The 26,111-nt window shown below is 64.7% G+C and carries 13 protein-coding genes (1 of these 13 running past the window's edge); 10 read left to right on the forward strand and 3 right to left on the reverse strand.

Going from position 1 to position 26,111, the window contains the following annotated elements:
* Window positions 1-11: 11 nt before the first annotated feature.
* The 8 genes from D3876_RS00160 to D3876_RS00195 all read left to right on the forward strand — a co-directional run bounded on the left by D3876_RS00160 (window position 12) and on the right by D3876_RS00195 (window position 12,142).
* Window positions 12-1,640 (forward strand): thiamine pyrophosphate-binding protein, encoded by a 1,629-nt coding sequence (locus D3876_RS00160; RefSeq protein ID WP_119759122.1) that lies wholly within the window; start codon window positions 12-14, stop codon window positions 1,638-1,640.
* Window positions 1,637-3,079 (forward strand): aldehyde dehydrogenase family protein, encoded by a 1,443-nt coding sequence (locus tag D3876_RS00165; protein WP_238475168.1) that lies wholly within the window; start codon window positions 1,637-1,639, stop codon window positions 3,077-3,079. Before D3876_RS00160 ends, D3876_RS00165 begins: the two co-directional genes overlap by 4 nt.
* 315 nt (window positions 3,080-3,394) lie before the next feature.
* A complete protein-coding gene (locus D3876_RS00170; protein WP_182911812.1) occupies window positions 3,395-5,707 on the forward strand; it encodes a TonB-dependent receptor in 2,313 nt (770 codons plus the stop codon).
* 25 nt (window positions 5,708-5,732) lie between these two features.
* Window positions 5,733-6,500: an aspartate dehydrogenase domain-containing protein gene (locus tag D3876_RS00175; RefSeq protein ID WP_182911813.1), complete on the forward strand. Its 768-nt coding sequence runs from the start codon at window positions 5,733-5,735 to the stop codon at window positions 6,498-6,500.
* Between the two features lie 10 nt (window positions 6,501-6,510).
* Window positions 6,511-7,422 carry a bile acid:sodium symporter family protein gene (locus D3876_RS00180; protein ID WP_119759125.1) on the forward strand — a complete coding sequence of 304 codons (912 nt, stop codon included), beginning with the start codon at window positions 6,511-6,513 and terminating at the stop codon, window positions 7,420-7,422.
* A 143-nt stretch (window positions 7,423-7,565) separates the two neighbouring features.
* Window positions 7,566-9,344, forward strand: a complete 1,779-nt coding sequence (locus D3876_RS00185; protein WP_119759126.1) for an LVIVD repeat-containing protein — start codon at window positions 7,566-7,568, stop codon at window positions 9,342-9,344.
* A 16-nt stretch (window positions 9,345-9,360) separates the two neighbouring features.
* A complete protein-coding gene (locus D3876_RS00190; protein ID WP_119759127.1) occupies window positions 9,361-10,707 on the forward strand; it encodes an MFS transporter in 1,347 nt (448 codons plus the stop codon).
* Window positions 10,708-10,756: 49 nt separating this feature from the next.
* Window positions 10,757-12,142, forward strand: coding sequence for an amino acid permease (locus D3876_RS00195; RefSeq protein ID WP_119759128.1), 1,386 nt, complete (start codon window positions 10,757-10,759; stop codon window positions 12,140-12,142).
* On the opposite strand, the gene D3876_RS00200 is transcribed toward D3876_RS00195, so the two are convergent.
* Entirely contained in the window at window positions 12,135-13,097 is a 963-nt protein-coding gene (locus D3876_RS00200; RefSeq protein ID WP_119759129.1) for a LysR substrate-binding domain-containing protein, read from the reverse strand. The two genes, D3876_RS00195 and D3876_RS00200, sit on opposite strands and share 8 nt — an antisense overlap.
* 453 nt (window positions 13,098-13,550) lie before the next feature.
* Between D3876_RS00200 and D3876_RS00205 the strand changes: the two genes are divergently transcribed.
* A complete protein-coding gene (locus tag D3876_RS00205) occupies window positions 13,551-15,860 on the forward strand; it encodes a TonB-dependent receptor (RefSeq protein WP_147417550.1) in 2,310 nt (769 codons plus the stop codon).
* A gap of 640 nt (window positions 15,861-16,500) precedes the next feature.
* On the opposite strand, the gene D3876_RS00210 is transcribed toward D3876_RS00205, so the two are convergent.
* Together D3876_RS00210 and D3876_RS00215 are read right to left on the reverse strand one after the other, a co-directional pair.
* Complete coding sequence (locus D3876_RS00210) at window positions 16,501-17,193, reverse strand: TetR/AcrR family transcriptional regulator (RefSeq protein ID WP_182911814.1); 693 nt, start codon at window positions 17,191-17,193, stop codon at window positions 16,501-16,503.
* A gap of 121 nt (window positions 17,194-17,314) precedes the next feature.
* The gene (locus tag D3876_RS00215) at window positions 17,315-17,815 is read right to left on the reverse strand and encodes a MarR family winged helix-turn-helix transcriptional regulator (protein ID WP_119759132.1); all 501 of its coding nucleotides are present in this window, start codon (window positions 17,813-17,815) and stop codon (window positions 17,315-17,317) included.
* 412 nt (window positions 17,816-18,227) lie between these two features.
* Here D3876_RS00215 and D3876_RS00220 point away from each other — a divergent pair, with 412 nt between their 5' ends.
* On the forward strand, window positions 18,228-26,111 hold the 5' portion of the coding sequence (locus tag D3876_RS00220) for an autotransporter outer membrane beta-barrel domain-containing protein (RefSeq protein ID WP_182911815.1). Its footprint extends 84 nt past the window's final position; the window shows 7,884 of its 7,968 coding nt (coding positions 1-7,884); its start codon is at window positions 18,228-18,230; its stop codon lies beyond the right edge, outside the window.

Consider the following 26,111-nt stretch of genomic DNA (forward strand, 5'->3'; position numbering starts at 1 on the left):
AAGGACAGACAATGACCGGAACGACCGTAGCCAAGGCCGTAGTCACAAGCCTCCGCGACATGGGAGTGCGCCATGTCTTTGGCGTACCGAGCGGCGGCTGGGTCGATTATATGGAAGCGCTTCGCACCACCGACGGCATCGATTTCGTGCTGACCAGCCATGAGGGCGGGGCAAGCTTCATGGCCGATATCTGCGGACGGCTGACGGGCGTTCCGGGTGTCTGCTTCGGCACCTTCGGCCCCGGCGCGACCAACCTTGCCACGGGCGTGGGCGGGGCGACGCTCGACCGTTCGCCGATGATAGCCTTGTCGGACGAGATGCCCGAGGCGATGCGCAGCCGCGTGACGCAGATGGGGATCGACCATCAGGCGCTGTTTGCGCCGATCACCAAGATGACGACGCGGCTGACCGCGGAGAAGGTTGGCGAGACGCTGGCGGAAGCGGCAGAGGTCGCGCTGTCGGGGCGTCCGGGCGCGGTGCATGTCGGTCTGCCCGTCGGGCTGAGCGCGGCTGAGACCAGCTCGCCTTCGCCCGGACGAGTCACGCCCAAGGCACCGCGCCAGCCCGATGCGGCCGCGGTCGGCGCGCTCGTCGCCGCGTTCGGCGCGGCCAGGAAGCCGATCCTCGCGGTCGGCCTTGGTGCCGCGCATGCGCGCGTCGCGGACAAGGTGATCGCGCTCGCCGAGCGCTTCGGCCTGCCGATCGTGCTGACGCCGATGGCCAAGGGCATGGTTCCCGAAAGCCACAAAAGCTATGCGGGCGTGCTGTTCCACGCGCTCAGCGACCTTGTCGGCCGCACGCATGCCGAGGCCGATCTGGTCGTCGCGATCGGATATGACCCCGTCGAATTCAACTTCGAAGGCTGGATGAAGGACGGGCTCGCCATCGCCAATATCGATGTCGAACCCGTCGACATCGACACGGGCAAGCACCCTGTGCTCGCAGACGTGACGGGCGATATCGCTGCTGGCCTCGACGCGTTGCTCGCGCTCGATGTCCCGCCCAAGAATTGGGATCTCGACGTGATCGCGGCGCGGACCGCCGAGCTGTTCGGACGGCTGTCGCCCGACAGCAACCGCTTCGGTCCCTGCGCCGCGCTCGACGTGCTGCGCGACGTGCTGCCCGAAGACGGCATCATGACCTGCGACGTCGGCGCGCACACGCACCTGATCGGGCAGAAATGGCTGACGCCCAGGCCCGGCACGCAGATCATGTCCAATGGCTGGTCGTCGATGGGCTTCGGCCTGCCCGCGGCGATCGCGGCCAAGCTCTGCCGCCCCGATACCGCAGTGTGCACCGTCGTCGGTGATGGCGGCTTTCTGATGACCGTGGGCGAGCTCGCGACCGCGGTCCGCGAGAAGCTCAACATCGTGATCGTGGTCTTTACCGACAACGATCTCGCGCTGATCCGCATCAAGCAGGAAAAGAAGCACAACCCGATCTATGGTACGCCCGTGCGCGCCGAGGGCACGATCGGCGGGCCGTCGCTCTTCGGCGTGCCCGTCGTCACCGCCGCCGACCCCGACGCGCTGCGCGCGGCGCTGGTCGATGCATTTGCCGCCGATGGACCGGTGATCGTCGAGGCGCTGCTCGACAGCCGCGAATATGACGCGCTGGTGCTGCACAAGGACAAGCCATGATGCTGATGGCGGTCGAGCCCAAAGCGTCGCTGCTGATCGGCGGCGTCTGGCGCGGCGCCGATACCGGCATGGCGGTCGACAATCCCTATAGCGGCGAGGTGCTGGCGCATGTCGCCTGCGCCACCGCTGCCGATGCCGGGGACGCGATCGCAAGCGCACTGCGCGGGGCCGAGGCGATGCGCGCGCTCTCCACCGGTGAGCGCGCCGCGATCCTGCGCCGAGCCGGCGATGCGCTCTCGGCCGATGCGGAACGCTTTGCCGCGATGATCACTGCGGAGACGGGGAAGGTCATCAAGGCCTCGACCAAGGAGGTGCGCCGCGCGGTCAATACGCTACGCCTCTCCGCCGAAGAGGCGACGCGGCTGACTGGCGAGACGATCCCCTTTGACAGCTTTGCAGGTGGCGAGGGGCGGCACGGTTACTATGTCTACGAACCGCTGGGGGTGATCGCAGCGATCACGCCGTTCAACGATCCGCTCAATCTCGCCTGCCACAAGCTGGGCCCTGCGCTCGCCGCGGGCAATGCGGTGATCCTGAAGCCCGCCGATCAGGCGCCGCTCACCGCGATCATGCTCGTCGAGTTGCTGCTGGCGGCGGGATTGCCCGCAGAGGCGCTCCAGCTTCTGACCGGTTATGGCCGCGATTTCGGCGCGGCGCTCGTGGCGTCGGATGAAGTCGCGATGGTCTCTTTCACGGGCGGCGCGCGCGTGGGAGAGGAGATCGCGCGCACCGCGGGGATCAAGCGTGTGGCGATGGAACTCGGCGCCAACGGGCCCGTGATCGTGGCGGCCGACGCCGATGTGGAAAAGGCCGCCGAGGCGTGCGTTTCGGGCGCCTTCTGGGCGGCGGGGCAGAATTGCATCGGGGTGCAGCGCATCTACGTCCACGCATCGGTCTATGCCGATTTTCGCGACCGCTTGGCCGCGAAGACAGCGGCGCTGATCGTGGGCGATCCGATGGCGGCAGAAACCGATATCGGTCCGATGATCGCCGCGTGCGAGGCCGAGCGGCTCGAGGAATGGACCGATGAGGCGCTGGCCGCGGGCGCGGCGCGCTGTGCGGGCGGGGCGCGGCAGGGCGCGATCTTCCCGCCGACGGTGCTGGAGAATGTTCCCGCGAGCGCACGGATCGTGCGCCGGGAGGCTTTCGGCCCCGTTGTCAGCCTCTTCCCCTTTACCGATCTGGATGCCGCGATTGCAGCGGCCAACCGCGCCGAACATGCGATTCATGCGGCGATCTTCACCGAGAACATTCGCGACGCACACCATGCCGCGCGGCATCTGCACGCGGCGGGCGTGATGATCAACGATTCGACTGACTATCGGCTCGACGCGATGCCGTTCGGTGGTGCCGGGCGCGGTAATATGGGCCGCGAGGGCGTCCGCTTCGCGATCCGCGAGATGTCCCAGACAAAGGTCATCTGCTTTTCAGCCCGCTAGGTCCACCTCGCGCTCATACTCAAACAGCCGTTGGCTTTCGGTTGCGGCGGCCGGTTCGCCCGGTCGCATCTTTTGGTTTCGAGATGGCTGGGAATCGGCGCCTGGCGCGGCGAAACCGGCATGAATCGTCGATATTTTTATATGCCAAACGGGAATATGAGCGCGTGATAATATTATTTTTAACATATGGCGACTGCCCATAGGCTCTGTGATTGAGACAGGTTGACGGGTGAGGAACACCGGATGCACCCCGCAAGAAAGGGGCAGCGGTATTCTGTCGGTGGCGTGTCGCTGCTGGGGATGAGGATCAAGAACGTGGCATTTCAAATCGACGGGATTCGCCGTGCGCTTTTGCTCGGCTGTGCAGGCCTGCTGGCGTTGCCTGCAACGGGTTTGGCGCAGGATGCGGCGTCGGTGGCTGAGGCTGAGGCGGTTGGTGTTGGGGACATCATCGTGACGGCGCGCAAGCGCGAGGAGAGCCTGCAGACGACGCCGCTGTCGGTGTCGGCGTTCAGCGGCGACGCGCTCGACAAGGCGGGGATCGAGGAGTTTTCGGAGATCGCAAGCCGCGTGCCCGGCTTCACCTTCAACCCCGACAACGTGTCCGAGCCCAATATCTTCCTGCGCGGGATCGGGACCGATATCGAGAGCGCGGCGTCGAGCGCTGCGATCGGCTTCTTTCTGAACGACGTCTACCTGCCGCGCGCGCAGGGCACCGCGATCGAGCTGTTCGACCTCGAGCGCGTCGAGATCGTCCGCGGGCCGCAGGGCACGCTCTATGGCAAGAATGTCGTGGGCGGCGCGATCAACTTCATCACGCGCAAGCCGACCGACGAGTTCCGCGCGGGCATGGAGGCAGGGATCGGCAATTACGCCGCGTTCGACGTCAAGGCCAATGTCGCGGGCGGCATCGCAGACGGGCTGTCGGGCAGCATCGCCGCGACCGCGCGCCGGCGCGACGGCTTTGCCTTCAACACCTTCACGGGCAACGACATGGAAGACCTGTCGGCGTTCGGGGTGCTGGGGCAATTGCGCTACCAGCCCAGTGACAGCCTCGACATCCTGCTCACGGGCGATCTGACGCGCCGCCGCGCGCAGGGCAAATGGGTCGATATCCTCATCCCGTCGGATCACAACATCCCCTTCGTGAACCCCGACCGGCGGCGCGGACCCAATAATATCGACGGCAAGCAGGATGCCGATCTGGGCGGCGTCCATCTGACCGCCGACTGGGACACGGGGTCGGGCACGCTGACCTCGATCACCGCCTATCGCGAGGGCAGCTTCGTCGCGGTCAACAACGACGCGGGCAGCTTCATCGATTTCACCAGGCTGGTCTACGGCCCCGATGGCCGGATCGATTTCGGCGCGATCGACCGCGATGCCTTCAACGACGACTATTTCGTCAACAACAAGGACGAGAAGGTCGAGAGCTTCTCGCAGGAACTGCGCTTCAACTCGGATTTCGACGGGCCGTTCAACTTTCTTGCCGGGCTCTACTACCAGCATGAGAAGGTGAAGCGCGTCGAGAACTCGGACTATATCTTCGTCGAGTTTTTCGCGCAGGGCGAGGAGATTGGCGAGACCCGGCTGAAGTCGGACACCTGGGCGGCGTTCGTGGAAGGGACGTACGACTTCACCGAGACGCTGGGGCTGACCGCGGGTATCCGCTACACCCGGGACAACAAGCGCTTTGCGGTCTACCGCGAGACGATCGGCGACTTTCTCGGCGCCGAGTTCGAGGACGAGAACGGCAATTTCACGCGCAGCTTTACGGCCTCGGACAAGCAGAGCTGGGATGCGTGGACGCCGAGCGTCAACCTGCACTGGCAGCCGGCCGAGGACGTCTATCTCTACGCCTTGGTCTCCAAGGGCTACAAGTCGGGCGGCTGGAACGGCGAGAACGCGACCAATCCCGGCGAGGCGCGGGTTTCCTACGATCCCGAATATGCGTGGAACTACGAGATCGGCGCCAAGACGATGTGGCTCGACAACCGGCTGCGGCTCAACCTCACGGGCTTCTGGACCGAGTATAAGGATCTCCAGACGCAGCAGTTCGTGATCTTCGATCCCAACCTGCCCGCCGACAATGTCATCGCCAATGCGGGCAAGGCGCGCGTCAAGGGCATCGAGCTCGAGACGCAGATGGTTCCCGTCGACGGGCTGACGCTGTTCGCCAACTACACCTATATGGACGCGAAGATCACGGGCGACCTGATCAGCACCGCGCTGCAATTTGATACGAGCTGCTTCTGCTCGGTGCCCGTGCCGACCAATTTGAAGGGCAATGTGCTGCGCCGCAGCCCCGAGAATTCCTTCAGCATCGGCGGCGACCTGACCGTGCCGATCACCGACCGTTTCGAGGGGTTCGTGCGCGCCGACTATAGCTGGACCGACGGCTTCTTCTTCGACAACGAGAACAGCGATCGTACCGCGCAGGATTCGGTGGGCGTGCTCAACGGCTCGCTCGGGCTCCAGACCGAAGACGGCAAATGGACCTTCACGCTCTGGGCCAAGAACCTCACCAACGAACTCTATGAAAGCGGCAAGTCCGACGTCATCGGATCCGTCCTCGTCTCCTACGCTCCGCCGCGCACCTACGGCGCATCGCTCAAATGGAAATACTGAACTGAAAAGGCGAAGGGGCGGTGCGATGCGTGTCGGTCTGATCGGCTTCGGGTTCATTGGCGCGGAGATCTATCGCCGTTTCGCTGACCACGTATCGACCGCGGAAATCGCGTTCGTCCATAATCGCAACCGCGACCGGCTGAAGGGCGTTCCTGACGCGCTTGTGCTTGACGACCTCGACGACGCGCGCGCGTTCGCGCCCGATCTCGTCGTCGAGGTCGCCGGTCCCGAGGTGAGCGCGCGGCACGGCGAGGCGCTGCTCGGCATCGCCGACTATATGCCGCTGTCGCTCACCGCGCTCGCCGACGACGCCCTTCGCGCACGACTGGTGCGGAGCGCCAGATTGTCCGGCAGATCGTTGTTCGTGGCGCATGGCGCGTTGGTCGGGCTCGACAGCTTGGTCGAGTGGGGCGCCATGTGGGATCGGGTCTCGATAACCTTTCGCAAGCCGCCCGGCAGCCTGGGCGTGGCTGCAGATGCGGTGACCGCCGAAACGGTGTTGTTCGACGGCAGCGTGCGAGAAATTGCGCGTCGCTATCCGCACAATGTCAACGCGATGGTGGCCTGCGCGCTCGCCACCACGGGACTCGACCTGTGCCACGCGCGGCTGATCGCCGATCCGGGGATCACGCATCTCGAACTCGCGATCGAGGCGATCGGGCGCGACGGAACGCGGCTCGCCATAGAACGGCGCCAGCCGGCGGTCGGCGTGTCGGGCAGCGAGATGGCGGAAGCCGTCTGCCGTTCCATCCTGCGCGCGGGCGGCCAGTCCGGCGCGATCGAGTTCGTCTGAGGAGACAAGCGTGGCCGGCATCTTTCCCTTTCTGTCGCAAACCGTGTTTCCGATAATCATCTTCGCGATCATGTTCGGGATGGGGCTGGCGCTGGGCGCTGATGACTTCCGTGCAATCCTGGCGCGGCCGCGCGCCGTAATCGTCGGGCTGTCGGCGCAGATGCTGCTGCTTCCGCTGATCGCACTGGGACTTGCGTTCGCGCTTCCGATCGCGCCCGAGGTCGCGGTCGGGCTCATCATTCTTGCGGCGAGCCCGGGCGGCGTCACCTCCAATGCGATCACGCTCGCGGCGCGGGCGGACGTTGCGCTCGCGGTCAGCCTGACCGCGCTGTCGACGCTGTTCGTCGCCTTCACCTTGCCGCTGTGGACGCATTTCGCGCTCGATCAGTTTCTGGGCTCGACACGTGAGGTCGGCATGCCTCTGGGGCAGACCGCGATCACGCTTGGCGCGCTGACGATCCTGCCCGTGGCGTTGGGGATGGGCGTGCGTGCGCGCTGGCCGGAGATGGCGGCGCGCGGCGTCGAGGCGGCGCGGCCCATATCGGTGCTGGGCATAGTCTTCATGTGCCTCAGCACGACCGCGTTCAACTGGCACCATCTGGCGGGATGGCGCGTGTTCGGCGAAAGTTTCGGCATCTGTCTGGCGCTCATGCTGCTCGCCATGATGGGGGCGTGGCTGCTGGCGACGATCGCACGGCTGCCCGCGATCCAAACATTGACGATCGTGATCGAGGTTGGCGTGCACAATCTTGCGATCGCGCTGCTCGCGTCGGTGACGCTTGTCGAGATGCCCGCGATCGCGCGGCTGCCGCTCGCCTATGGATTGCTGATGATCAGCGTGCCCTGGCTCTATATCCGCTGGGAACGAAGGCGGCAGGCGAGGGGCGCCGCCGCCATGCCTTCGCCCGAGGTCGCGGCATGAGTTCCGCTATGCTGCTCTGGCATAGGTCCTGCCCAAATCATTATTTTAATCGTTATACCCGCCCGCGTTAGCCTTCGTCCCGGAAATGGGAAACCGCGCGGCGCGCATTTGCCCGGATCGTCAGAATCAACGAGGAGAACCCCATGAGCGCAACTGCCAAATCTGCCTTTCCTCACCGCTTCATGCGACGGGCGCTTGGCGGCGGTGTCGGGCTGGCGGTCGCGCTGGGGCTGGCGTCGGCGGCGTGGTCATCGGAAGGCGAGGAAAAGGCCAAGACCGATATCCGCGATCCGATGGTCAAGGCATGGCATGACCTGACCTATGATCAGCGCCCGCCCATGCCCAAGCCGGGCGTCGATTACGGTGTCGACCCGGCGACCGGCGAATTCCGTCATCCCAAGGCCACGCCGCTGCATGAGGAGCGCGCGCCCTTTGCGGGTCAGCTCGATCACTGGGAACAAAAGTCCTACGCCAGGAACATGGAGGTCGTCGCCTTCTACCCCCATGTGCCGTCGCCCTTCCACACATGGCAGAATATCGCGGACTTCGACGACAAGCGCTATCTCTACGTCTATGACCGCCTCAATCTGAAGGTGTTCGACATCACCGATCCCGCCAGGGCGAAGCTGCTGCTCACCAAGGGGCAGAGCTGGACGGGCGCGGGCGGGGGCAAGCCGGTCAATCCCTTTGCCGGCGGCGAGATGATCGGTGCGGCGTCGATCCAGTGGAACAAGGCGCTGGGCAAATATGTGATGGTCCAGTCCAACGAGGTCCAGCGCTTCGGCATCTACAAGGAGAAGATGTACGAACCCGACGGCGTCGAAAAACTGCGCAAATGGCGCTATCACAAGGGCTTTAACGTCTACGTCATGCACGGCCCGCTGCCCGACCAATGGGAAAAGGTCGCGACGCGCACGACCGACTACAAGCATCCCGACGCGAAGCCGGGAGAGCAGCAGGGATCGGGCTCGCTCGATGTGCCCGCATGGTACGGCGGCAAATATATGTTCCTGTCGGCGGCACCCGATGACAGCTTCGCGCTGACCGAATATCCCAACTATCTCCATTCGCCCGGCTACCAGAGCTGGGATATGTCGGATCCGAAGAATCCGAAATTTCTCCAGCAATTCTCGGTGCCCGGCCAGATCGCGGGCGTGAAGGAGGAGGAGGACGCCTACCTCAAGAATCCGCGCGCGGGGAACCGGACATCGTGGATGGGATCGCGCATGCCGATCTTCATCCCCAAGCCCGTCGAAAAGGGCGGCACGATCGGCTTCGCGGCGATGGGCGGGCTCGGCTTCTACGTGCTCGACATTTCCAACCCCGCCGAGATCAAGGTGATCAGCCATCTCGACATGGTGCCCAAGTTCGCGGGGACCGAGGCCGACAATATCGATGTCAGCCAGTATGAGCGCACGGGCTTCGTGTTCATGAACGGCTATCCGATGAACGATGACTGTTTCGAGCCATACAAGGATATCTTCGCGATCGACGTGCGCGATCCCAAGAACCCCAGGATCGCAACGACCTTCCCGCGGCCGACGCCGCCCGAAGGCGCCTCCTTCAAGGATTTCTGCGAACGCCGCGGCAGCTTCGGGCCCAAGCGGCCGGGATACTTTACCCAGCCGGGAACCTCGCGTCAGGGGCTGATTCCCTATGCCTTCTACAATGCGGGGGTTCAGCTCTTCGACGTCAGCGATCCGGCCAAACCCAAGATCGCCGCCTATTATGTACCGCGTTTCCCCACGGACAAGGAAACGCCCGAATATGTGAAGGGCAATCTCGGTTACGGCATCTATGTCGAATATGACCGCAACATCATCTGGCTCTTCACCAATCACGGTTTCTACGCGCTGAAGAGCCCGCTCCTCGGCGAGCCGAAAATGGGCCTGCCCGCCAAGCCCTGGCCGCCGCGCGACTAGGCCGGGGGCGGAGGGGGTGAGCATTCCGGTTCAGGACGCGGTCGACGGGCTGCGGACAGGGGGCTTCCACTGGCGATTGCTGGCGATCGTGGGTGCGATCATCCTGCTCGACGGCTTCGATATCCAGCTCGCCGCCTTTGCGGGGCCCGCGATCCTCGCCGACTGGAAGCTCGAGCCTTCGGCGCTGGCGCCCGCAATGGCGGCGGCGCTGGTCGGGATGGCGATCGGCACGGGGGTCGGCGGTGCGCTCGGCGACCGGATCGGGCGCCGCCCCGCATTGATCGCCAGCGTGGTCTGGTTCGGCGTGGTTGCGATGCTGACCGCGCTGGCTGAGGACGTGGCGCAGTTCGCGGCGTTGCGCTTCATCACCGGGCTGGGGCTGGGCGCGGCGGTGCCCAACGCCACCGCGCTCGTCGCCGAATGGATGCCGCCCAAACTGCGCAACTATGCGGTGACGCTGGTGATCGTGGCGGTGCCGTGTGGCGGCATGATCGGTGCGGGCCTTGCATCATGGCTGATCCCGACCTTTGGCTGGCACGCGGCCTTCGCGCTGGGCGGCGCGCTGCCGTTGCTGCTGGCGCTGGTGATGCTCGCGGGGCTGCCCGAATCCCCGATCTTTCTTGCGCGCAAGCAGGGCACTAATGATCGCATCGCGCGGATGCTGGCAAAGGCGGGCGGGCAGCAGGCCGGCCCCTTTGCCGCACCCGAGATCGAGGCAGGGGGCGGACGCGTTTATTCGGGACCGCTCGCGCGCTCGGCGATCGGGCTTGCCGTCGCCTTTTTCGCCTCGATGCTTGCGCTCTATGCGTGCCTGAGCTGGATCCCGGTGCTGCTGTCGCGCGCGGGCTTTGCAATGGACAGCGCGATCCGCGGCGCGATGATCTTCAACCTGTGCGGTGTCCTTGCCTCTTTCGTCGCGGCATGGGCGACGCCGCGGCTGGGATCGCGCCGGACGTTGATCTGCGCGGCGGCGATCGCGCTGCTGGCGACGATCGGCTGGGCGTGGCTGATCGCGGCCCCCGACATGCCGCATGGCTGGATTCTGGCAGGCGTGGGCGCGACGGGCGCGGGCGTGCTCGCGCTCCAGGTGATGCTGTACGGGCTCGCCGCGCATGTGTTTCCGGTCGAATGTCGCGCGGCCGGCATCGGTTATTCGGCGAGCATTGGCCGGCTGGGCGCGATTTCAAGTGCATTCGGGGCGGGAATCGTGCTTGGGCTTCCCGGTGGCGCCGGGCTGTTCTTCGGGATGATCGGCGTCGCGATCGTCGGGACCGCGCTGGGCGTGATCCTGGTCGACCGGCACGTGCCCGCCAGCCGCGAGATCGCCCCGAACGATAACGAAATGGTGGGCAGGAATGCGTGACAGTGTTGGCGACCCTTTGAAGATGATGACTCCCGCTCAGGAAGCTCCCATGCCGGCGCAGGTCGCGTCTGGCCCTATCGAAAGCGCCGCGGCCGCGCGCGAGGGCGGGCTGAAGCGCGGGCTGACCCAACGCCAGCTCACCATGATCGGCATCGGCGGCGCGATCGGCACGGGGCTGTTCATGGGCAGCGGCATCGCGGTCGGCTATGCCGGGCCGGGGGTGCTGCTGAGCTACATCATCGCCGCGGCGATCGCGCTCATCGTCATGTTCAGCCTCTCGGAAATGGCGGTCGCCAGCCCGACCGCGGGATCGTTCGGCACCTATGCCGAGCAATATGTCTCGCCGCTCGCGGGCTTCGTCGTGCGCTATACCTATTGGGCGACAATGGTCATCCTGATCGGCAGCGAGGCGGTCGCGATCGGGCATTATATGGAATATTGGGTGCCGGGGCTGCCCGTCTGGGTGTCGACCGCGGTGTTCGGGCTGGGCGTGCTTTGGGTCAACACGCGCGCGGTCGGCAATTTCGGCAGCGTCGAATACTGGCTTTCGGCGATCAAGGTCGGCGCGATCCTGACCTTCATCCTGTTCGGGCTGGCCAAGATCTTCGGCGTTGGCGTGCCCGCCACGGGCTTCGGCAACTATTTCGTCGAGGGCGGGCCGCTGCCCTTCGGTTTCGGCGGCGTCTGGATGGCGGTGCTGATCGCGCTGTTCTCCTTCTTCGGGATCGAGATGATCGCGGTGGCGGCGGGTGAGGCGGAAGATCCGCAAAAATCGGTGCCGCACGCGATGCGGACGATGCTCGTGCGGCTCGTGCTGTTCTACATCCTTTCGATCGGGATCATCGTCGCGATCGTTCCGTGGACGCAGAGCGGTGCCGAGGCGGTCGAGCAGAGCCCGTTCGTCAAGGTGTTTGCAAGCTTCGGCTTCTCCGCGGCGGCACATGTCATGAACTTCGTCGTGTTGAGCGCCGCGCTCTCCGCGATGAACTCCGCGCTCTACATGGCGAGCCGGATGATGTTCTCGCTGGCGCGCGCGGGGCATGTGCCCGGCGCGATCGGCGTGCTGAGCGCGCGCGGCGTGCCCGTCCGCGCGACCGTGCTGTCGAGCGTCGGCGTCCTCATCGCCGCCGCCATCGCGATGTTCAGCCCCAACGCCTTCCAGTATCTGGTCGGCATCTCGCTGTTCGGCGGGTTGTTCACCTGGGTTTCGATCCTCGTGACGCATATGCGTTTTCGTGACCAGGCGGCCGACACGACGCGTCCGGTGCGCGCACCGCTTTTTCCCGGTCTGCAGATCGTGGGGCTGCTCGTGCTGCTGAGCGTGTTCGTGACGATGGCGTTCGACACCGGCTTCTGGCGGACCGCGCTGATCGTCGGCGTGCTGTGGCTGCTCGTCGTCTGTATGTTCTACGCGGTCAAGCGCCGCGTCACCTGATCGGCGGCGCGACCGCGGCGTGCGCCATCTGGCGGACGATCGACAGGAAATAGTCGGTGGCGGGCGCACGGTCGTTGCTCGCGCGCAGCGTTACGCCGATCGCGCCGAAGCTGAGCGCGAAATCGACGGGAAGCTGCACGAGCCCGGCCTGCGCTTCCGCCACCTGGCTGGGAAGCGCCGCGACCAGATTGGTATGGCGCAGCACCGCATAGTTGGTCGCGATCGAAACCGATTCTATCGCGCGCATCGGGGGTTCCAGCCCCGCCTTGTTGAAGCATTCGTCGAGGTCGCGACGCAGCGCACTGTGCGGCGGCGGCGCGATCCATTCCTCGCGCTGGAGATCGGCAAGCGTGACCACGGGCAAATCGCACAGCGGGTGCCCCTCGCGCACCACGATCGAGGCGGGATCGTTGTAGAGTATCTCGCGCACCAGATCCTCATGCTCGCGATATTCGGGAAGCCGCCCGACGACGATGTCGAGATCGCCGACGCGCAGCATCCCCATCAGCATGTCGTTCATGCCCTCGAGCACCGAAATCTTGATGCCCGCGCGCTGCGCGCGCATCGCGACGATCGCGCCGGGGAGGAACGGCGGAACAGCCGACAGCAGCGTGCCAACCGCGACCTTGCCGATCGCACCGCGGTTCAACGAGAACAGCTCCTCGCTGGCATGACGCACCTGTGCGAGGATCAGCTTGGCGTGGCGGACGACGACATCGCCATAGAGCGTCGTCTTCACTCCCCTAGGCGAGCGTTCGAAGAGTTCCATGTCGAGCACGCCTTCGAGGTCGCGGATCATCTTGGTGGCGGCGGGCTGCGCGACGTTGAGCGCATTGGCCGCGCGCAAAATGCTGCCATGTTCGGCTACTGCGATCAGCAGCTTCAACTGACGAAGCTTGAGCTTGGCGAGAAAGCGGTTCTCGATCGATTTGAGCCGCTGTTCGGCGTGCGCCATGACGTCCCCTCACCCTGTTCGCCGTGTCCACACGGTCGGTTTGCGCCTCGCGGGCATGCGCCTTGCGGGGCAGGATCCATGTCCGGTGCTGCAGCGTGCTGGTGGCAGTGTCGAAATCGGGCGCTGTCGATGCGGCTATAATGCAGTCCGTCAATGGGATAGTGATTTCGACATATCACCATCCCGTTATGTGACAGTATAATGTCTTTGTGTTTCGCTATAACGGTTCGGTTGTCACAGCACGATCTTGCGACTTGGCTGCGCCCGACCTTCCGATATGTCATTATCATATAGGTCGGCGTAACATTGCTATTATTCACTTATGGCGACGCTCCATAGGCTCCCTCTTGGTCTTGAAGCCGAGGGCGGCGTGAAAAGACGCCCGATGCCCCCGACAGAGCGGCGCAGGGGCGTTCCACCAGCGGCAAGGCGCGACATGGAAGGGGCAAGCTGGTGAAAAGAACAGGCAAGATGAAGGTGGCACTGATGATCGGCGCGGCGGCGGTGCTGGCGTTGCCTGCAACGGGTTTGGCGCAGGATGCGGCGTCGGTGGCTGAGGCTGAGGCGGTTGGTGTTGGGGACATCATCGTGACGGCGCGCAAGCGCGAGGAGAGCCTGCAGACGACGCCGCTGTCGGTGTCGGCGTTCAGCGGCGACGCGCTCGACAAGGCGGGGATCGAGGAGTTTTCGGAGATCGCAAGCCGCGTGCCCGGCTTCACCTTCAACCCCGACAACGTGTCCGAGCCCAATATCTTCCTGCGCGGGATCGGGACCGATATCGAGAGCGCGGCGTCGAGCGCTGCGATCGGCTTCTTTCTGAACGACGTCTACCTGCCGCGCGCGCAGGGCACCGCGATCGAGCTGTTCGACCTCGAGCGCGTCGAGATCGTCCGCGGGCCGCAGGGCACGCTCTATGGCAAGAATGTCGTGGGCGGCGCGATCAACTTCATCACGCGCAAGCCGACCGACGAGTTCCGCGCGGGCATGGAGGCAGGGATCGGCAATTACGCCGCGTTCGACGTCAAGGCCAATGTCGCGGGCGGCATCGCAGACGGGCTGTCGGGCAGCATCGCCGCGACCGCGCGCCGGCGCGACGGCTTTGCCTTCAACACCTTCACGGGCAACGACATGGAAGACCTGTCGGCGTTCGGGGTGCTGGGGCAATTGCGCTACCAGCCCAGTGACAGCCTCGACATCCTGCTCACGGGCGATCTGACGCGCCGCCGCGCGCAGGGCAAATGGGTCGATATCCTCATCCCGTCGGATCACAACATCCCCTTCGTGAACCCCGACCGGCGGCGCGGACCCAATAATATCGACGGCAAGCAGGATGCCGATCTGGGCGGCGTCCATCTGACCGCCGACTGGGACACGGGGTCGGGCACGCTGACCTCGATCACCGCCTATCGCGAGGGCAGCTTCGTCGCGGTCAACAACGACGCGGGCAGCTTCATCGATTTCACCAGGCTGGTCTACGGCCCCGATGGCCGGATCGATTTCGGCGCGATCGACCGCGATGCCTTCAACGACGACTATTTCGTCAACAACAAGGACGAGAAGGTCGAGAGCTTCTCGCAGGAACTGCGCTTCAACTCGGATTTCGACGGGCCGTTCAACTTTCTTGCCGGGCTCTACTACCAGCATGAGAAGGTGAAGCGCGTCGAGAACTCGGACTATATCTTCGTCGAGTTTTTCGCGCAGGGCGAGGAGATTGGCGAGACCCGGCTGAAGTCGGACACCTGGGCGGCGTTCGTGGAAGGGACGTACGACTTCACCGAGACGCTGGGGCTGACCGCGGGTATCCGCTACACCCGGGACAACAAGCGCTTTGCGGTCTACCGCGAGACGATCGGCGACTTTCTCGGCGCCGAGTTCGAGGACGAGAACGGCAATTTCACGCGCAGCTTTACGGCCTCGGACAAGCAGAGCTGGGATGCGTGGACGCCGAGCGTCAACCTGCACTGGCAGCCGGCCGAGGACGTCTATCTCTACGCCTTGGTCTCCAAGGGCTACAAGTCGGGCGGCTGGAACGGCGAGAACGCGACCAATCCCGGCGAGGCGCGGGTTTCCTACGATCCCGAATATGCGTGGAACTACGAGATCGGCGCCAAGACGATGTGGCTCGACAACCGGCTGCGGCTCAACCTCACGGGCTTCTGGACCGAGTATAAGGATCTCCAGACGCAGCAGTTCGTGATCTTCGATCCCAACCTGCCCGCCGACAATGTCATCGCCAATGCGGGCAAGGCGCGCGTCAAGGGCATCGAGCTCGAGACGCAGATGGTTCCCGTCGACGGGCTGACGCTGTTCGCCAACTACACCTATATGGACGCGAAGATCACGGGCGACCTGATCAGCACCGCGCTGCAATTTGATACGAGCTGCTTCTGCTCGGTGCCCGTGCCGACCAATTTGAAGGGCAATGTGCTGCGCCGCAGCCCCGAGAATTCCTTCAGCATCGGCGGCGACCTGACCGTGCCGATCACCGACCGTTTCGAGGGGTTCGTGCGCGCCGACTATAGCTGGACCGACGGCTTCTTCTTCGACAACGAGAACAGCGATCGTACCGCGCAGGATTCGGTGGGCGTGCTCAACGGCTCGCTCGGGCTCCAGACCGAAGACGGCAAATGGACCTTCACGCTCTGGGCCAAGAACCTCACCAACGAACTCTATGAAAGCGGCAAGTCCGACGTCATCGGATCCGTCCTCGTCTCCTACGCTCCGCCGCGCACCTACGGCGCGTCGCTCAAATGGAAATACTGAACCGCAATAACTGTGGAGCGGCGGGTGCCACTACTTCTGAAGGGGCATTCGCCGGCCTGCATTTTTTGAGCAAGTGCTCCATGAACGAGGCAATTTTTCGCGCCTAACTCGAAGCTATGGCCAGCGGCGATCTTGATGCGGTGCTCGACCGCTTTGAGATCGCCGCGGTCATTTCTGTCGCCAGTATATAGCGAAGTGGCGGTCGGGCCGTTCTACGAAAAACTAATTACCGACCCGTTTTCGTTGCGAACGTCGCGGGGAAGTTCTTCCGGTCATGAGCAAAGGGCCGCTTTCGAGCGGCCCAAATTGTCCGTGAATAACCGACTTGCCGGGTTTGCCGTTCTCGAAGTTGAGCCACAATGACAGAAGAGCGCCAGGTTGGTGCGCGGTGAAGTGCAGCAGAGTGGGTCTCGGTAGTGCAACTTCACACCGAGGTCACCGCGGAACCAATGCCCCAAGGACACACGACCAAGGCTCCTCCGCGAAATGCTCATATTTCTACAATCGCGGGAACGTTACACCGTCCAGTGCACGCTCCCGCAACCAACACAACACACAGCCCAAGGCAACACGCCAAGGGGCTTTTTTATTGCCTCAAACACTGCGGTCGGGGGGTGATTATCGACCGCGGTCTGATGATTCAGCCGACGCGCCTGGCGTCGCCCGGCCCGAAAAATTGCGCTTCTTCGCGGCCGTAATGCTGCATGACGAAAGCGCGCACCCTCCGTTCGCCATGCTCGTCGAGCGCGCGGCTCGCATCGGCTTCCTGGAATATGCTCAGCGACATGGCGGCCGCGTCGAGCGTCCACAGCAACTGATAGCTCGCCCGCCGCGGATCGTGATCAAAAAGGCCCGCGCGACGCGCGATGCTGAAATACCGCTCGAGCGCGCTCCGCATCGGCGTCTGGATCTCGCGGTCATAGGCCGCGGCGAGCCAGGGATGGCTGCGGCCATCGCGCACGATGGACAGCATCAATTCGATCTGGCGCGGGTCGGTAAACAACTGGATCGCCCGTCTGGCGAAGATGGTGAGCGCAGCGACGGGCGGAATGTCGACAGGCACCTCATTGGGCGCCAGCGGCGCGATCGCCGCGAGAAGGCGCTTGCGTGATATTCTGAACAGCTCACCGGTGCTGCCGAAGTGATTGTAGACCGTGCGTCTGACGATCCCGGCCTCCTGCGCGACGAGTTCCATCGACAGCGTCTCGGCGCCACGCTCGCACAGCAGGCGATCGACAACGTCGAGGATGATCGCGCGCGCCTGACCACGACCGCGGGCGGTCGCCTTGCCGGTCTGCGAAGACAGGGAATGCGGTAGCACATGCACAGTCATTGTCGGATCCTCAACGCACCTGAATTTCGCTCGCGCTGCCATGCGCGCTGCTCTGCGCCATGTTCCGTGCGACCAAGTACGACGCTGGTGCTGCAAATATGGATCCCGGCGATGCGCGCCTTTACGGCATTGTTTCCGTGCGACTTTCGTCAAGGACGCGTTGGCTGATCGGACGCGCAAGGAGCGCGGATTCGAGCTTCGTCAGCCCCGTCAGCATGTCGAGATCGATTTCGTCAAAGACCTCGGACATGGCGCGCTCGATATCGTCGTTGCATGCCTCGAGGCTTGCTGCCTGGGCGTGCCCGCTGCTGGTCAGCGCCACGATGCTTCGGCGCATATCCCTTGGGTCGCTTGAGGTCGTGGCGAGCCCCGCCTCGACGAGTTGTCCCGTCATGCGGACGATGAGCGGATGAGACAGCCTCAGTCGCTGCGCGATTTCGGTGATACCCATCGGGCCCTCGCGGTGCAGCAGCAGCACTGTCGAAGCCCCGCGACCGGGGATCGCCAATCCACGCTGGCGGAGCAGGGCGCCGATATCGTCGACCAGAGCCTCCGAGGCGCGCTTGAAGCGGTGCGCCAGAAACGCGGCTCCCATCTGCTCGATGAAATCCCTGTCGTCCATGCGGAGCGGTTAGTCCTGCGCCGGGTTACGCGTCAAGTTTCGCCGCTATCGCAGGCGTTGCCCTCGCCATGTCGTCGCATGCTGCCCGGGCGCAGAGAGCCGTCGACGCGTTCAAGGCTTCGTGTTCTCCGCGCGTGGAGAGAACCGCGAAACAGGCGGCAGATTGATCCGCATATTCCCAAAGAAAATCGTCGTTGTTGCACAGTGATGTGCAGCTAAACGATTAGATAGAAACCAATTTTCTTGCCATTTGGCACCGAATCTTTCGTATCGGCGCCGAGTTCTGTGAATGCGAACGCGCCGGAAACCCGCAAAATCTTCATGGGGATTTATCATGGTGTCTGTTCGTACTGCTCGTGTTTCGCATTCTTTCCGTGCTTCGCGATCCGGCTCCACGCGTGCGGCTCTTCTGTTGGGCGTAGGGGGGCTGGCGCTTGCCCTTTCCACCACGCCCGCGCGCGCCGAATGCGCGCCCGAAGGCGGCGTGATCGTGTGCAGCGGGCTCGACGCCAACGGCTTTGTCTCGACCGTCGACGGGCAAGTCACCACGATCCTCGCGGGCGCGACGGTGCGCAACAATCCCGACACGGGTTCGGCGATCCGGTATGACGAGAACGGCCGCGTGATCGTGGCGGGCGCGATCGAGGGCGGTGATGGCGATGGCATCGTCGGTGGGCCGGGCAAGTTCGTCACCATCTCGGTCGGCCAGGGCGGCGCTATCTCCGGGCAGCGCGGTATCGCGGCGGTCGACGCGTTCGTTCGCTATGCGATCGGCAATGCCGGCACGATCACCGGCACCTCCGGGGCGGCGATCGCAATTCCCGACGGATCGAGCGGCCTGCTGACGCAGTTCCGCAACGCAGAGACGGGGCGTGTCGTCGGCGGCGTCGACGGGCGGTTCGAGCGCATCGAGAACACTGGCGTGATCGATGGGGGCAGCCGGTCGGGCATCGCGAGCACCGGCGCAAGCCGTGACCAGACGATCGTAAATCGGGGCGGCATCCGCAGTGCTGCAACGACCGGGGCGGCGATCGCCGCGAACGCCGTGATCGACAATAGCGGCACGATCGAGGGTGCCGGTGGCGCGGCAGCGATCCGCGCGGACGAGCTCGAACTCGTCAACCGCGCGGGCGGTGTCATTCGTGCGGGCGGCACCGCGATCGCGCTTGAAGGCGCGGATTTCAACGAAACCAGCATCGAGAATGCCGGGCAGATTGTCGGCAATGTCGTCTCCAGCGGTGCATCGAGCGACCATTTCGTGCAGCGCATCGGCGCGACCGTCGAGGGCGACATCCGCCTGGGCGCGGGGGACGACGCCTTCTACTATGAGCAAAAAGGCGACCAGATCGCCGGCGGCGTCACGGGCGCGATCGATGGCGGTGATGGCGAAGACATTTTCGGCGTCCGCGTCACCAGGTCGGGCACCGTCACGCTTGCCGGCGCGCTTCCCACGGGCTTCGAGCGCTATGGTGTCGACCTGTGCGGCTGCAACACCGATGTCACCATCGCGGCGGGCAACTACACCGCGGGCCTGACTGTATCGGGCGAAGGCGATGTCACCAATCTCGCCAGTTTCACGACCACCGGCAAGACTCCGATCATTGATCTCCGTTCCTCGATCGAGGAGGACATCGACCCCGATTTCGGCCTTGTCTTCGTCAACAAGGGCACGATCGACGCCACCGGCACCGAGTTCGGTTTCGACCTGATCACCAGCATGAATGGAGACGCGCCGCTGCGCCGCTTCGTCAATGACGGCGTGATCAAGGCCAATGGCTTCTACACCCACGCGCTCAACCTCATGGCCTTTGGCGGCGCAGACGGCCCGGGCTTCGTCAACAATGGCGAGATCGGCGGGGCCGGCGATTCCGGCTATGGCATCAACCTGACCTCCACCAATGCCGAGAACAACGGCAAGATCATCTTCACCGGCGGCGACCAGCACGGCGTCCGCATGACGGGCGGCAGCTTCACCAACAACGCCGGCGCGGTGATCCAGGCGCAACAGGACGCGCTGACCGTCCAGTTCGGCAGAGTGCGTAACAGCGGCACGATCACGGGCAATGTGGGCGTCGCCGTCATCAGCGGCACGATCATCAATGAAGCGGGCGGTGTGATCACGGGCGGCAGGGCCGCTATCGTTCGCGCAACCGGCTTCGGGGCGGGCGTCAATATCGCGAACAAGGGCACGATCAACGGCCATGTCGATCTGACTGATCCCGGCTCCGACTTCGACACCTTCTGGGCGGCCGAAGGCAGCAAGCTCAACGGTCAGCTCCGGCTCGGGAACAATGACAAGCTGGTTACCGATATCGGCCGCGTCGATCGCACGGGTACGCTGCGTATCGACGACATCGTCACCGGCGGTGTGACCAACGGCTCCAGCAACGAGCTCTGGCTTCGCGCGGGGAGCACGCAATCGGCCAATCTGATCGATGCGCCGGTCGCCGGCTTCACCCGGCTCGTCTACGAGGCCGGTGGGGAGGATATGGTGCTGACGCTCGGCGGGCCCGTCGATGCCGCGGGTGCCGTGCAGACGCGCAAGAGCGAGGTGCGCCTGGCGGGTGACGGCAAGATCAATCTGACCGCCGATATAGACGTTAGCGGCCTGATCCAGCGTGGTGTCGTTGTCGAGCGATATTCGACCCCCAATCGCATGGAGGGCAGTGGCCGGACGCTTGATCTCGTTATTTCGGGCAAGATCAGGGGAGGGCGCGGCATCGCGGTCGATGCGACCCATGCGAACAGCGTCGAGCTGGCCGCCGGCAAGGGTGAGATTACGATCGATCAGGAATACGGCCTCGTCACCGGACCGGGCACGCAAGTGACGATCGGCGAGGGCGCGAAGATCCGCGTGCTGGATGCCAATAATCGCGCAATCGCAATTTCGGCAGGCGGCAGCACCATCGTGAACCGCGGCGAGATCGTCGAGGAAGGCGATGCCGCGACGGCGACGCGGGGCAACGCAGCGACCGGCGTGGAGATCGGCAGCGGGTATTTCGAGAATGCGCAATCGGGGCGGGTCGACATGATCGGCTCCGCCGTGGAATTGCGTGCCTATGCGGTTCTTGAAAATAGCGGCCTGATCCAGAGCCGTGGTGGTGCGGCGCTCAATGTGGCCGCGGTCGACGCGCGCAACGCATTTGACGACAGCGCCGTCATCAACAATGCGGGTGGCACGATCAGGGCGGCGGGTGGCACCGCGATCGCTGGCCGTTATGGCGGCGTCTCGGTGCAAAATGCCGGTACGATCGACGGCAATATTCTGCTCAGTCAGGCTTCGGACAGCTTTGCGGCCGATGCCTATGTCGCGATGGGCGGCACGGTTTCGGGCAATCTCGACTTTGGTGGAGGCGACGACCTTTTCCTGGTTCGCGATGGCGCGAGCGCGGGCATCTCGGGCACGATCAACGCAGGCGACGGGCTCGATGCCTATGGCCGCTCCTTCACCAGCAGCGGCACCTATGCACTCGGCGCATCCGCCAAGCCCGCCGACTTCGAGCTCCACGCAGCCGAAGCGCTAGGCGAAGCGACGACGGTGAAGCTGACCGCCGCCGAAACGCTGAACACGGGCATCCGTCTCTATGGCGACGGCACGATCGAGAATGGCGCCAATGTCGATGTCAACGGCATCGCCGATCTGCGTGCTGCGATTGATGTGCGCACCGGTGACGTCGAATTCGGCGCGATGACGCTGATCAACACGGGCAATATCTCCAGCGACGTGCAGGGCGTCCTGGCGGATGACGGCGTGCGCAGCTTTGCCAACTCCGGGACCATCAGTGCCACCAAGGGTGCGGTCGAGATGGCATCCTATGTGGGCAACAAGGGCTTTGCCTTCCGTAACGACGGCACATTGGCGTCCGACGGCGCCAAGGTCGATACCGCACGCGTCGAATTCTATGGCGCAACCGAAGGCGCTGCCATTGACGTCGTGAATGCGGGCACGATCCGCAGCGGCGGCACGGCAGACTATCAGGGGGAAGCGACGGGGCTCTTGGTCTCTGGCGCCGACGACGTGTTCGCCAGGATCGCCAATAGCGGAACGATCGAAGCGGGCGGCGTGATGGGGACCGGCGCGGTCATTTCGGGCGGGCGTTTTGACGTCGCCAATAGCGGCACGATCGAGGGCAAGGGCGTGGGCGGCGCCGGCCTGATCGTTGCCTCCTATGCCGCCCCTGACCCCAAGGCGCCATCCGCCGAGGATTGCGAAGATGGCGCGGTGTCGACGGTGGTCGCCAACGTCCGCAACGACGGCACGATCCGCGCCAATGGCGGCGGCACCGCCACCGTTGACTCGCATGCGATCGCTGTTGGCCTTGGCGTGTCGATCGAGAATGAGAACACGATCGTTCGCGTGATCAACGGCGCCAATGGCGTGATCGAGGCGACGGGGGCCAAGTCGGTCGCGATCGCTGCGTCGAGCAACGACAGCAGTGAAAGCGGCAGGGATCCAACGCGGCGGACCTTCAAGTTCGACAATTCCGGCACGGTGCGCGGGGGCGCGGGTGCCAGCATCACCGATGGCCTCTATGTCAACGAGCCGGGCGGCATCGCCTTTGGCGACGTGGTCAACGGCGGCGGCGCGATCGCGGGTGCGATCCAGACGATTCATACGACCGACAGGATCCGCAATCTGGCGGGTGGTGTGATTTCGGGTTCGGTCGATCTGGCGGATGGCGATGATGTGTTCGAGAATTACGGGCGCCTTGTCGGTGATCTGACCCTGGGTTCGGGGGCGGATACGTTGCTGTTCGCGGCGTCGTCGGTGCTCGAGGGCATCGCCCATGGCGGCGAGGGCGTGGACACGCTGCTCGTGGATCTCACGGGCAATGGCGCGATCAACTTCGACCTGTTCAAGGGCTTCGAGACGCTGAAGCAGAAGGGTTCGGGGACGCTGTCGATCTCGGGCACCGCGGATCTGGCGACGCTGACGATCGCCAATTCGAGCGTGACCATTGCTTCGGGCACGCGTTTTGCGACGTCGGGGATGACCGCGCTCACGGGTTCCGACGGTGATGAAAATCTCAATGTCGAGGGCACGATCGCGGGCAATGTCGACATGGGCGGCGGCAAGGATGTCGTCACGCTGGCGATGGGTGGCAAGGTCGAGGGCAATGTCAATCTGGGAGCGGGCGACGATCGTCTGGTGCTCGCGGGCGGCACCGCGACGGGCACGATCGACGGCGGGCTCGGCACCGACACGATCGCCTTCAACATCGCGGGCGATGTCAGCGCGATCCCCGATGGGATCAACTTCGAATCGCTCGACGTGGCAGGGGCGGGTACGCTCAGTCTCGCGCTCCAGCAGGATTTCGACACGATCACGCTGGGCTCGGGTTCCAACCTCGTGCTCAATCCGGGGGCTGCCGCGCATAATGTCGGTACCATTATCGGCAATGACGGCGCACAGAATGTCACGATCAACACCCCGCTCACTGGCGGCGTGTCGCTGGGTGGCGGCGATGACAGCCTGACGCTGGCGCTGAACGGCGTGCTCTCGGGTGCGCTCGACGGCGGTGCGGGCAATGACATGCTCAACCTCAACCTTGGCGGCGCCTCGACGATCGGTGGCCTTGCTGGCTTCGAGACTGTCAACCTTGCGGGCGCAGCACCGCTGACGCTGAACGGCGTGCTGGCGCAGGGCCAGGCGCTCAACTTCGACGGCGGCGACAACGCGCTGATCGTCGGCGCGGGTGGATCGATCCTCGGCGCCGTCAATGGCGGCGCGGGCCGCGACAGCATCGCCTTCGACCTATCGGACGGCGTGACGCAGGCGCTGTTCACCAGCCGCGTGACGGGCTTCGAGGATCTTGCCGCCAATGGTTCGGGCACGCTGATCCTCAATGAGAATGCGGGCTATCAGAGCGTTGCGATCAATGGCGGCAATCTGACGCTTGCAGCCGGCATGACGCTCTCTTCGGGCAACACCGTCTTTGACGGCGCCAACAATGTGCTGACGCTGGCGGGCGGCGCTTCGATCATCGGCCCGGTTGACGGCGGTGCGGGCACCGACCGACTCGTGCTTCAGCAGGGAGCTGGCGAGACGCGTTCGCTCAACTCGCTGTGGTACAGCAATTTCGAGCAGCTCGGGACGGGCGGTGCGGGCACGCTCATCGTCGACGGCAATGCGAGCTTCGACAGCGTCGACATGTTCGGCAGCGGCCTCAAGATCGTCAACGGCGCGACGCTCACCACCGGCCAGCTCACCGGATCGGATGCGGCCAATACGCTCGAGATCGCGGGTGCGCTCAACGGTGCCGTCGATCTGGGTGCAGGCGACGACCGCCTGATCATCGCCTCGCTCAACAACGGCACAGGCACGCGCTCGGGTGGCGCTGGCAACGACACGCTCGAATTCCGCGGTGCGGGTACGGGCACGTGGAACGGCACGGGCTATACCGGCTTCGAGAATTTCGCGAACGGCGCGGGCACGCTCTCGATCACGGGCAATGTCGGCTTCCAGACCTTCGCGGTCACCGGCGGGCGCGTCATCGGTCAGGCGGGCACCACGATCGCCTCGGCCAACTCGATCCTCGTCGGCCAGGGCGCGACCTTCGGCTCGGCAGGCACGGTCAACGCCAGTATCGACGTGCGCGGGACGTTGTCGCCGGGGGCCTCGCCGGGAACGATGACGGTTAACGGCAATGTCGCCTTCGCTTCGGGCTCGAACCTGCTGCTCGAGCTTGCCCCCACGGGCCGCGACCTTCTCAACATCTCGGGCACGCTCAGCATCGCCTCGGGTTCGACGATCGACATCACGGGCGCATTGAGTTCGGCCCCTGGCGGCGCGCTTGATCTTGTGGTGGCGAATGGCGGCATCACCGGCGGCTTCACCACGATCAACAAGTCGCAATCGATCTTCGGCTTCGTCGCCCAGCGCGGCAACAAGATCCAGATCGTCGGCGAGTTCGCCAATGACGCGAGCTTCGGTACCAACGCGCAAGCCTCGATCGCCTATGCCAACGCGGTGCTGGGTTCGGGGCAGAAGGTCGGTGCCTTCACCGCGGCGTTGCCCGATCTCGTCGATGCGCAGGGCAAGTCGAAGCAGGCGGCCTTTGCACAGCTCACCCCAGAGGCCTATGCCTCGGCGAGCCGGATCGGCATCGATAATGGCCTGATGATCGCGGACACCGCGCGCAGCCTGCGCTACACCATGGCCGAGGGGCAGGGCCTGTTCGGCTTTGGCCAGACCATGTTTGCCCGCACCGAGCTCGATGGCAATACCGCGACCGGCGCGTCGGCAGCCAATGAGGACAGCAGCGGCTTCCTCGGCGGGCTGGGTTACGGCTTTGGCAACGGCGTGCGCGTCGGCGCCTTCCTCGGCCATCTCGACAGCGAGCAGACGCTGCACGAGCTGAGCGCCAGCACCAAGGCCGACGGCTTTGTCGGTGGCGTGTTCGCGGATGCAGAGATCGGTGCGCTCGGCCTCCACGCTCTGGCGGCCTATGACGGCGCGGACGCGACCACGACGCGCAGCCTTCCGGGGCGCACCAGCGCAACCGCCTCCTATGGGCTCAAGAGCTGGCTTGTGGACTTCTCGGCGCACTATGACATCGCGCTCGGCGGCATGGCGCTGACCCCCAGGGCAGGCCTGACCTATGTCTCGACCAGGCGTGAAGGCCTGACCGAGCAGGGCACGGGGGCTTTTGGCCTCAGCGTCGAGGGCAAACGCAAGGAGGCGCTGTTCGCCGACGCGGGTGTCACGCTCGGTGCCGACACCAAACTCGGCAATCTGCCCTTGCGCCCCTGGGTCGAGGCGGGCGTGCGCCATATGTTCGACGGCGACAATGTCACCGCCAGCGGCGTGCTCACCGGCGTCACTGCGGGCGGCGTGCTGATCGCGGCCGGCGTCGATCGCGACCGCACGACCGCGCGCCTTGGCGCCGGGCTGGGCCTCGAGGTCTCCGGCACGGTCAGCCTCAACATCGGCTATACCGGCGAGTTCGGCGACGCCGAGCGCCACAACATCAACGGCGGCATTCTGATCGTCCGCGCCCGACACCCCACGTCGTCAGGCATACGGACCGGCGGCGTCTCCCACCCCAAAGGGAGACGCCGCCTTCTTTTTTGGGAACCGTTCTCAGCGAAGAATCGCGGTCGGCCGGTTCGAGTCGGCGCGATTCGGCGGAGGCGCCTCTATCCATCATGCCGCTATGCAGTCGCAAAGCGCCGGATCGCCGATTGGCGAGATGTGCTCAGCCGCGCATTTCTGCGGCTTTCGGTATCTCTCGCCATGAATGCAGCGCTGAGGCTCACAAATTGCACGATGGCTGTTGACGCGAATCGAAGTGCC

Source organism: Sphingomonas cavernae (assembly GCF_003590775.1).
GTDB lineage: Bacteria > Pseudomonadota > Alphaproteobacteria > Sphingomonadales > Sphingomonadaceae > Sphingobium_A > Sphingobium_A cavernae.

Coding starts and splice junctions, on each gene's coding strand:
- D3876_RS00160 (WP_119759122.1), top strand. CDS start 12: ATGACCGGAACGACCGTAGCCAAGGCCGTAGTCACAAGCCTCCGCGAC.
- D3876_RS00165 (WP_238475168.1), top strand. CDS start 1,637: ATGATGCTGATGGCGGTCGAGCCCAAAGCGTCGCTGCTGATCGGCGGC.
- D3876_RS00175 (WP_182911813.1), top strand. CDS start 5,733: ATGCGTGTCGGTCTGATCGGCTTCGGGTTCATTGGCGCGGAGATCTAT.
- D3876_RS00185 (WP_119759126.1), top strand. CDS start 7,566: ATGAGCGCAACTGCCAAATCTGCCTTTCCTCACCGCTTCATGCGACGG.
- D3876_RS00195 (WP_119759128.1), top strand. CDS start 10,757: ATGCCGGCGCAGGTCGCGTCTGGCCCTATCGAAAGCGCCGCGGCCGCG.
- D3876_RS00200 (WP_119759129.1), bottom strand. CDS start 13,097: ATGGCGCACGCCGAACAGCGGCTCAAATCGATCGAGAACCGCTTTCTC.
- D3876_RS00210 (WP_182911814.1), bottom strand. CDS start 17,193: ATGACTGTGCATGTGCTACCGCATTCCCTGTCTTCGCAGACCGGCAAG.
- D3876_RS00215 (WP_119759132.1), bottom strand. CDS start 17,815: ATGGACGACAGGGATTTCATCGAGCAGATGGGAGCCGCGTTTCTGGCG.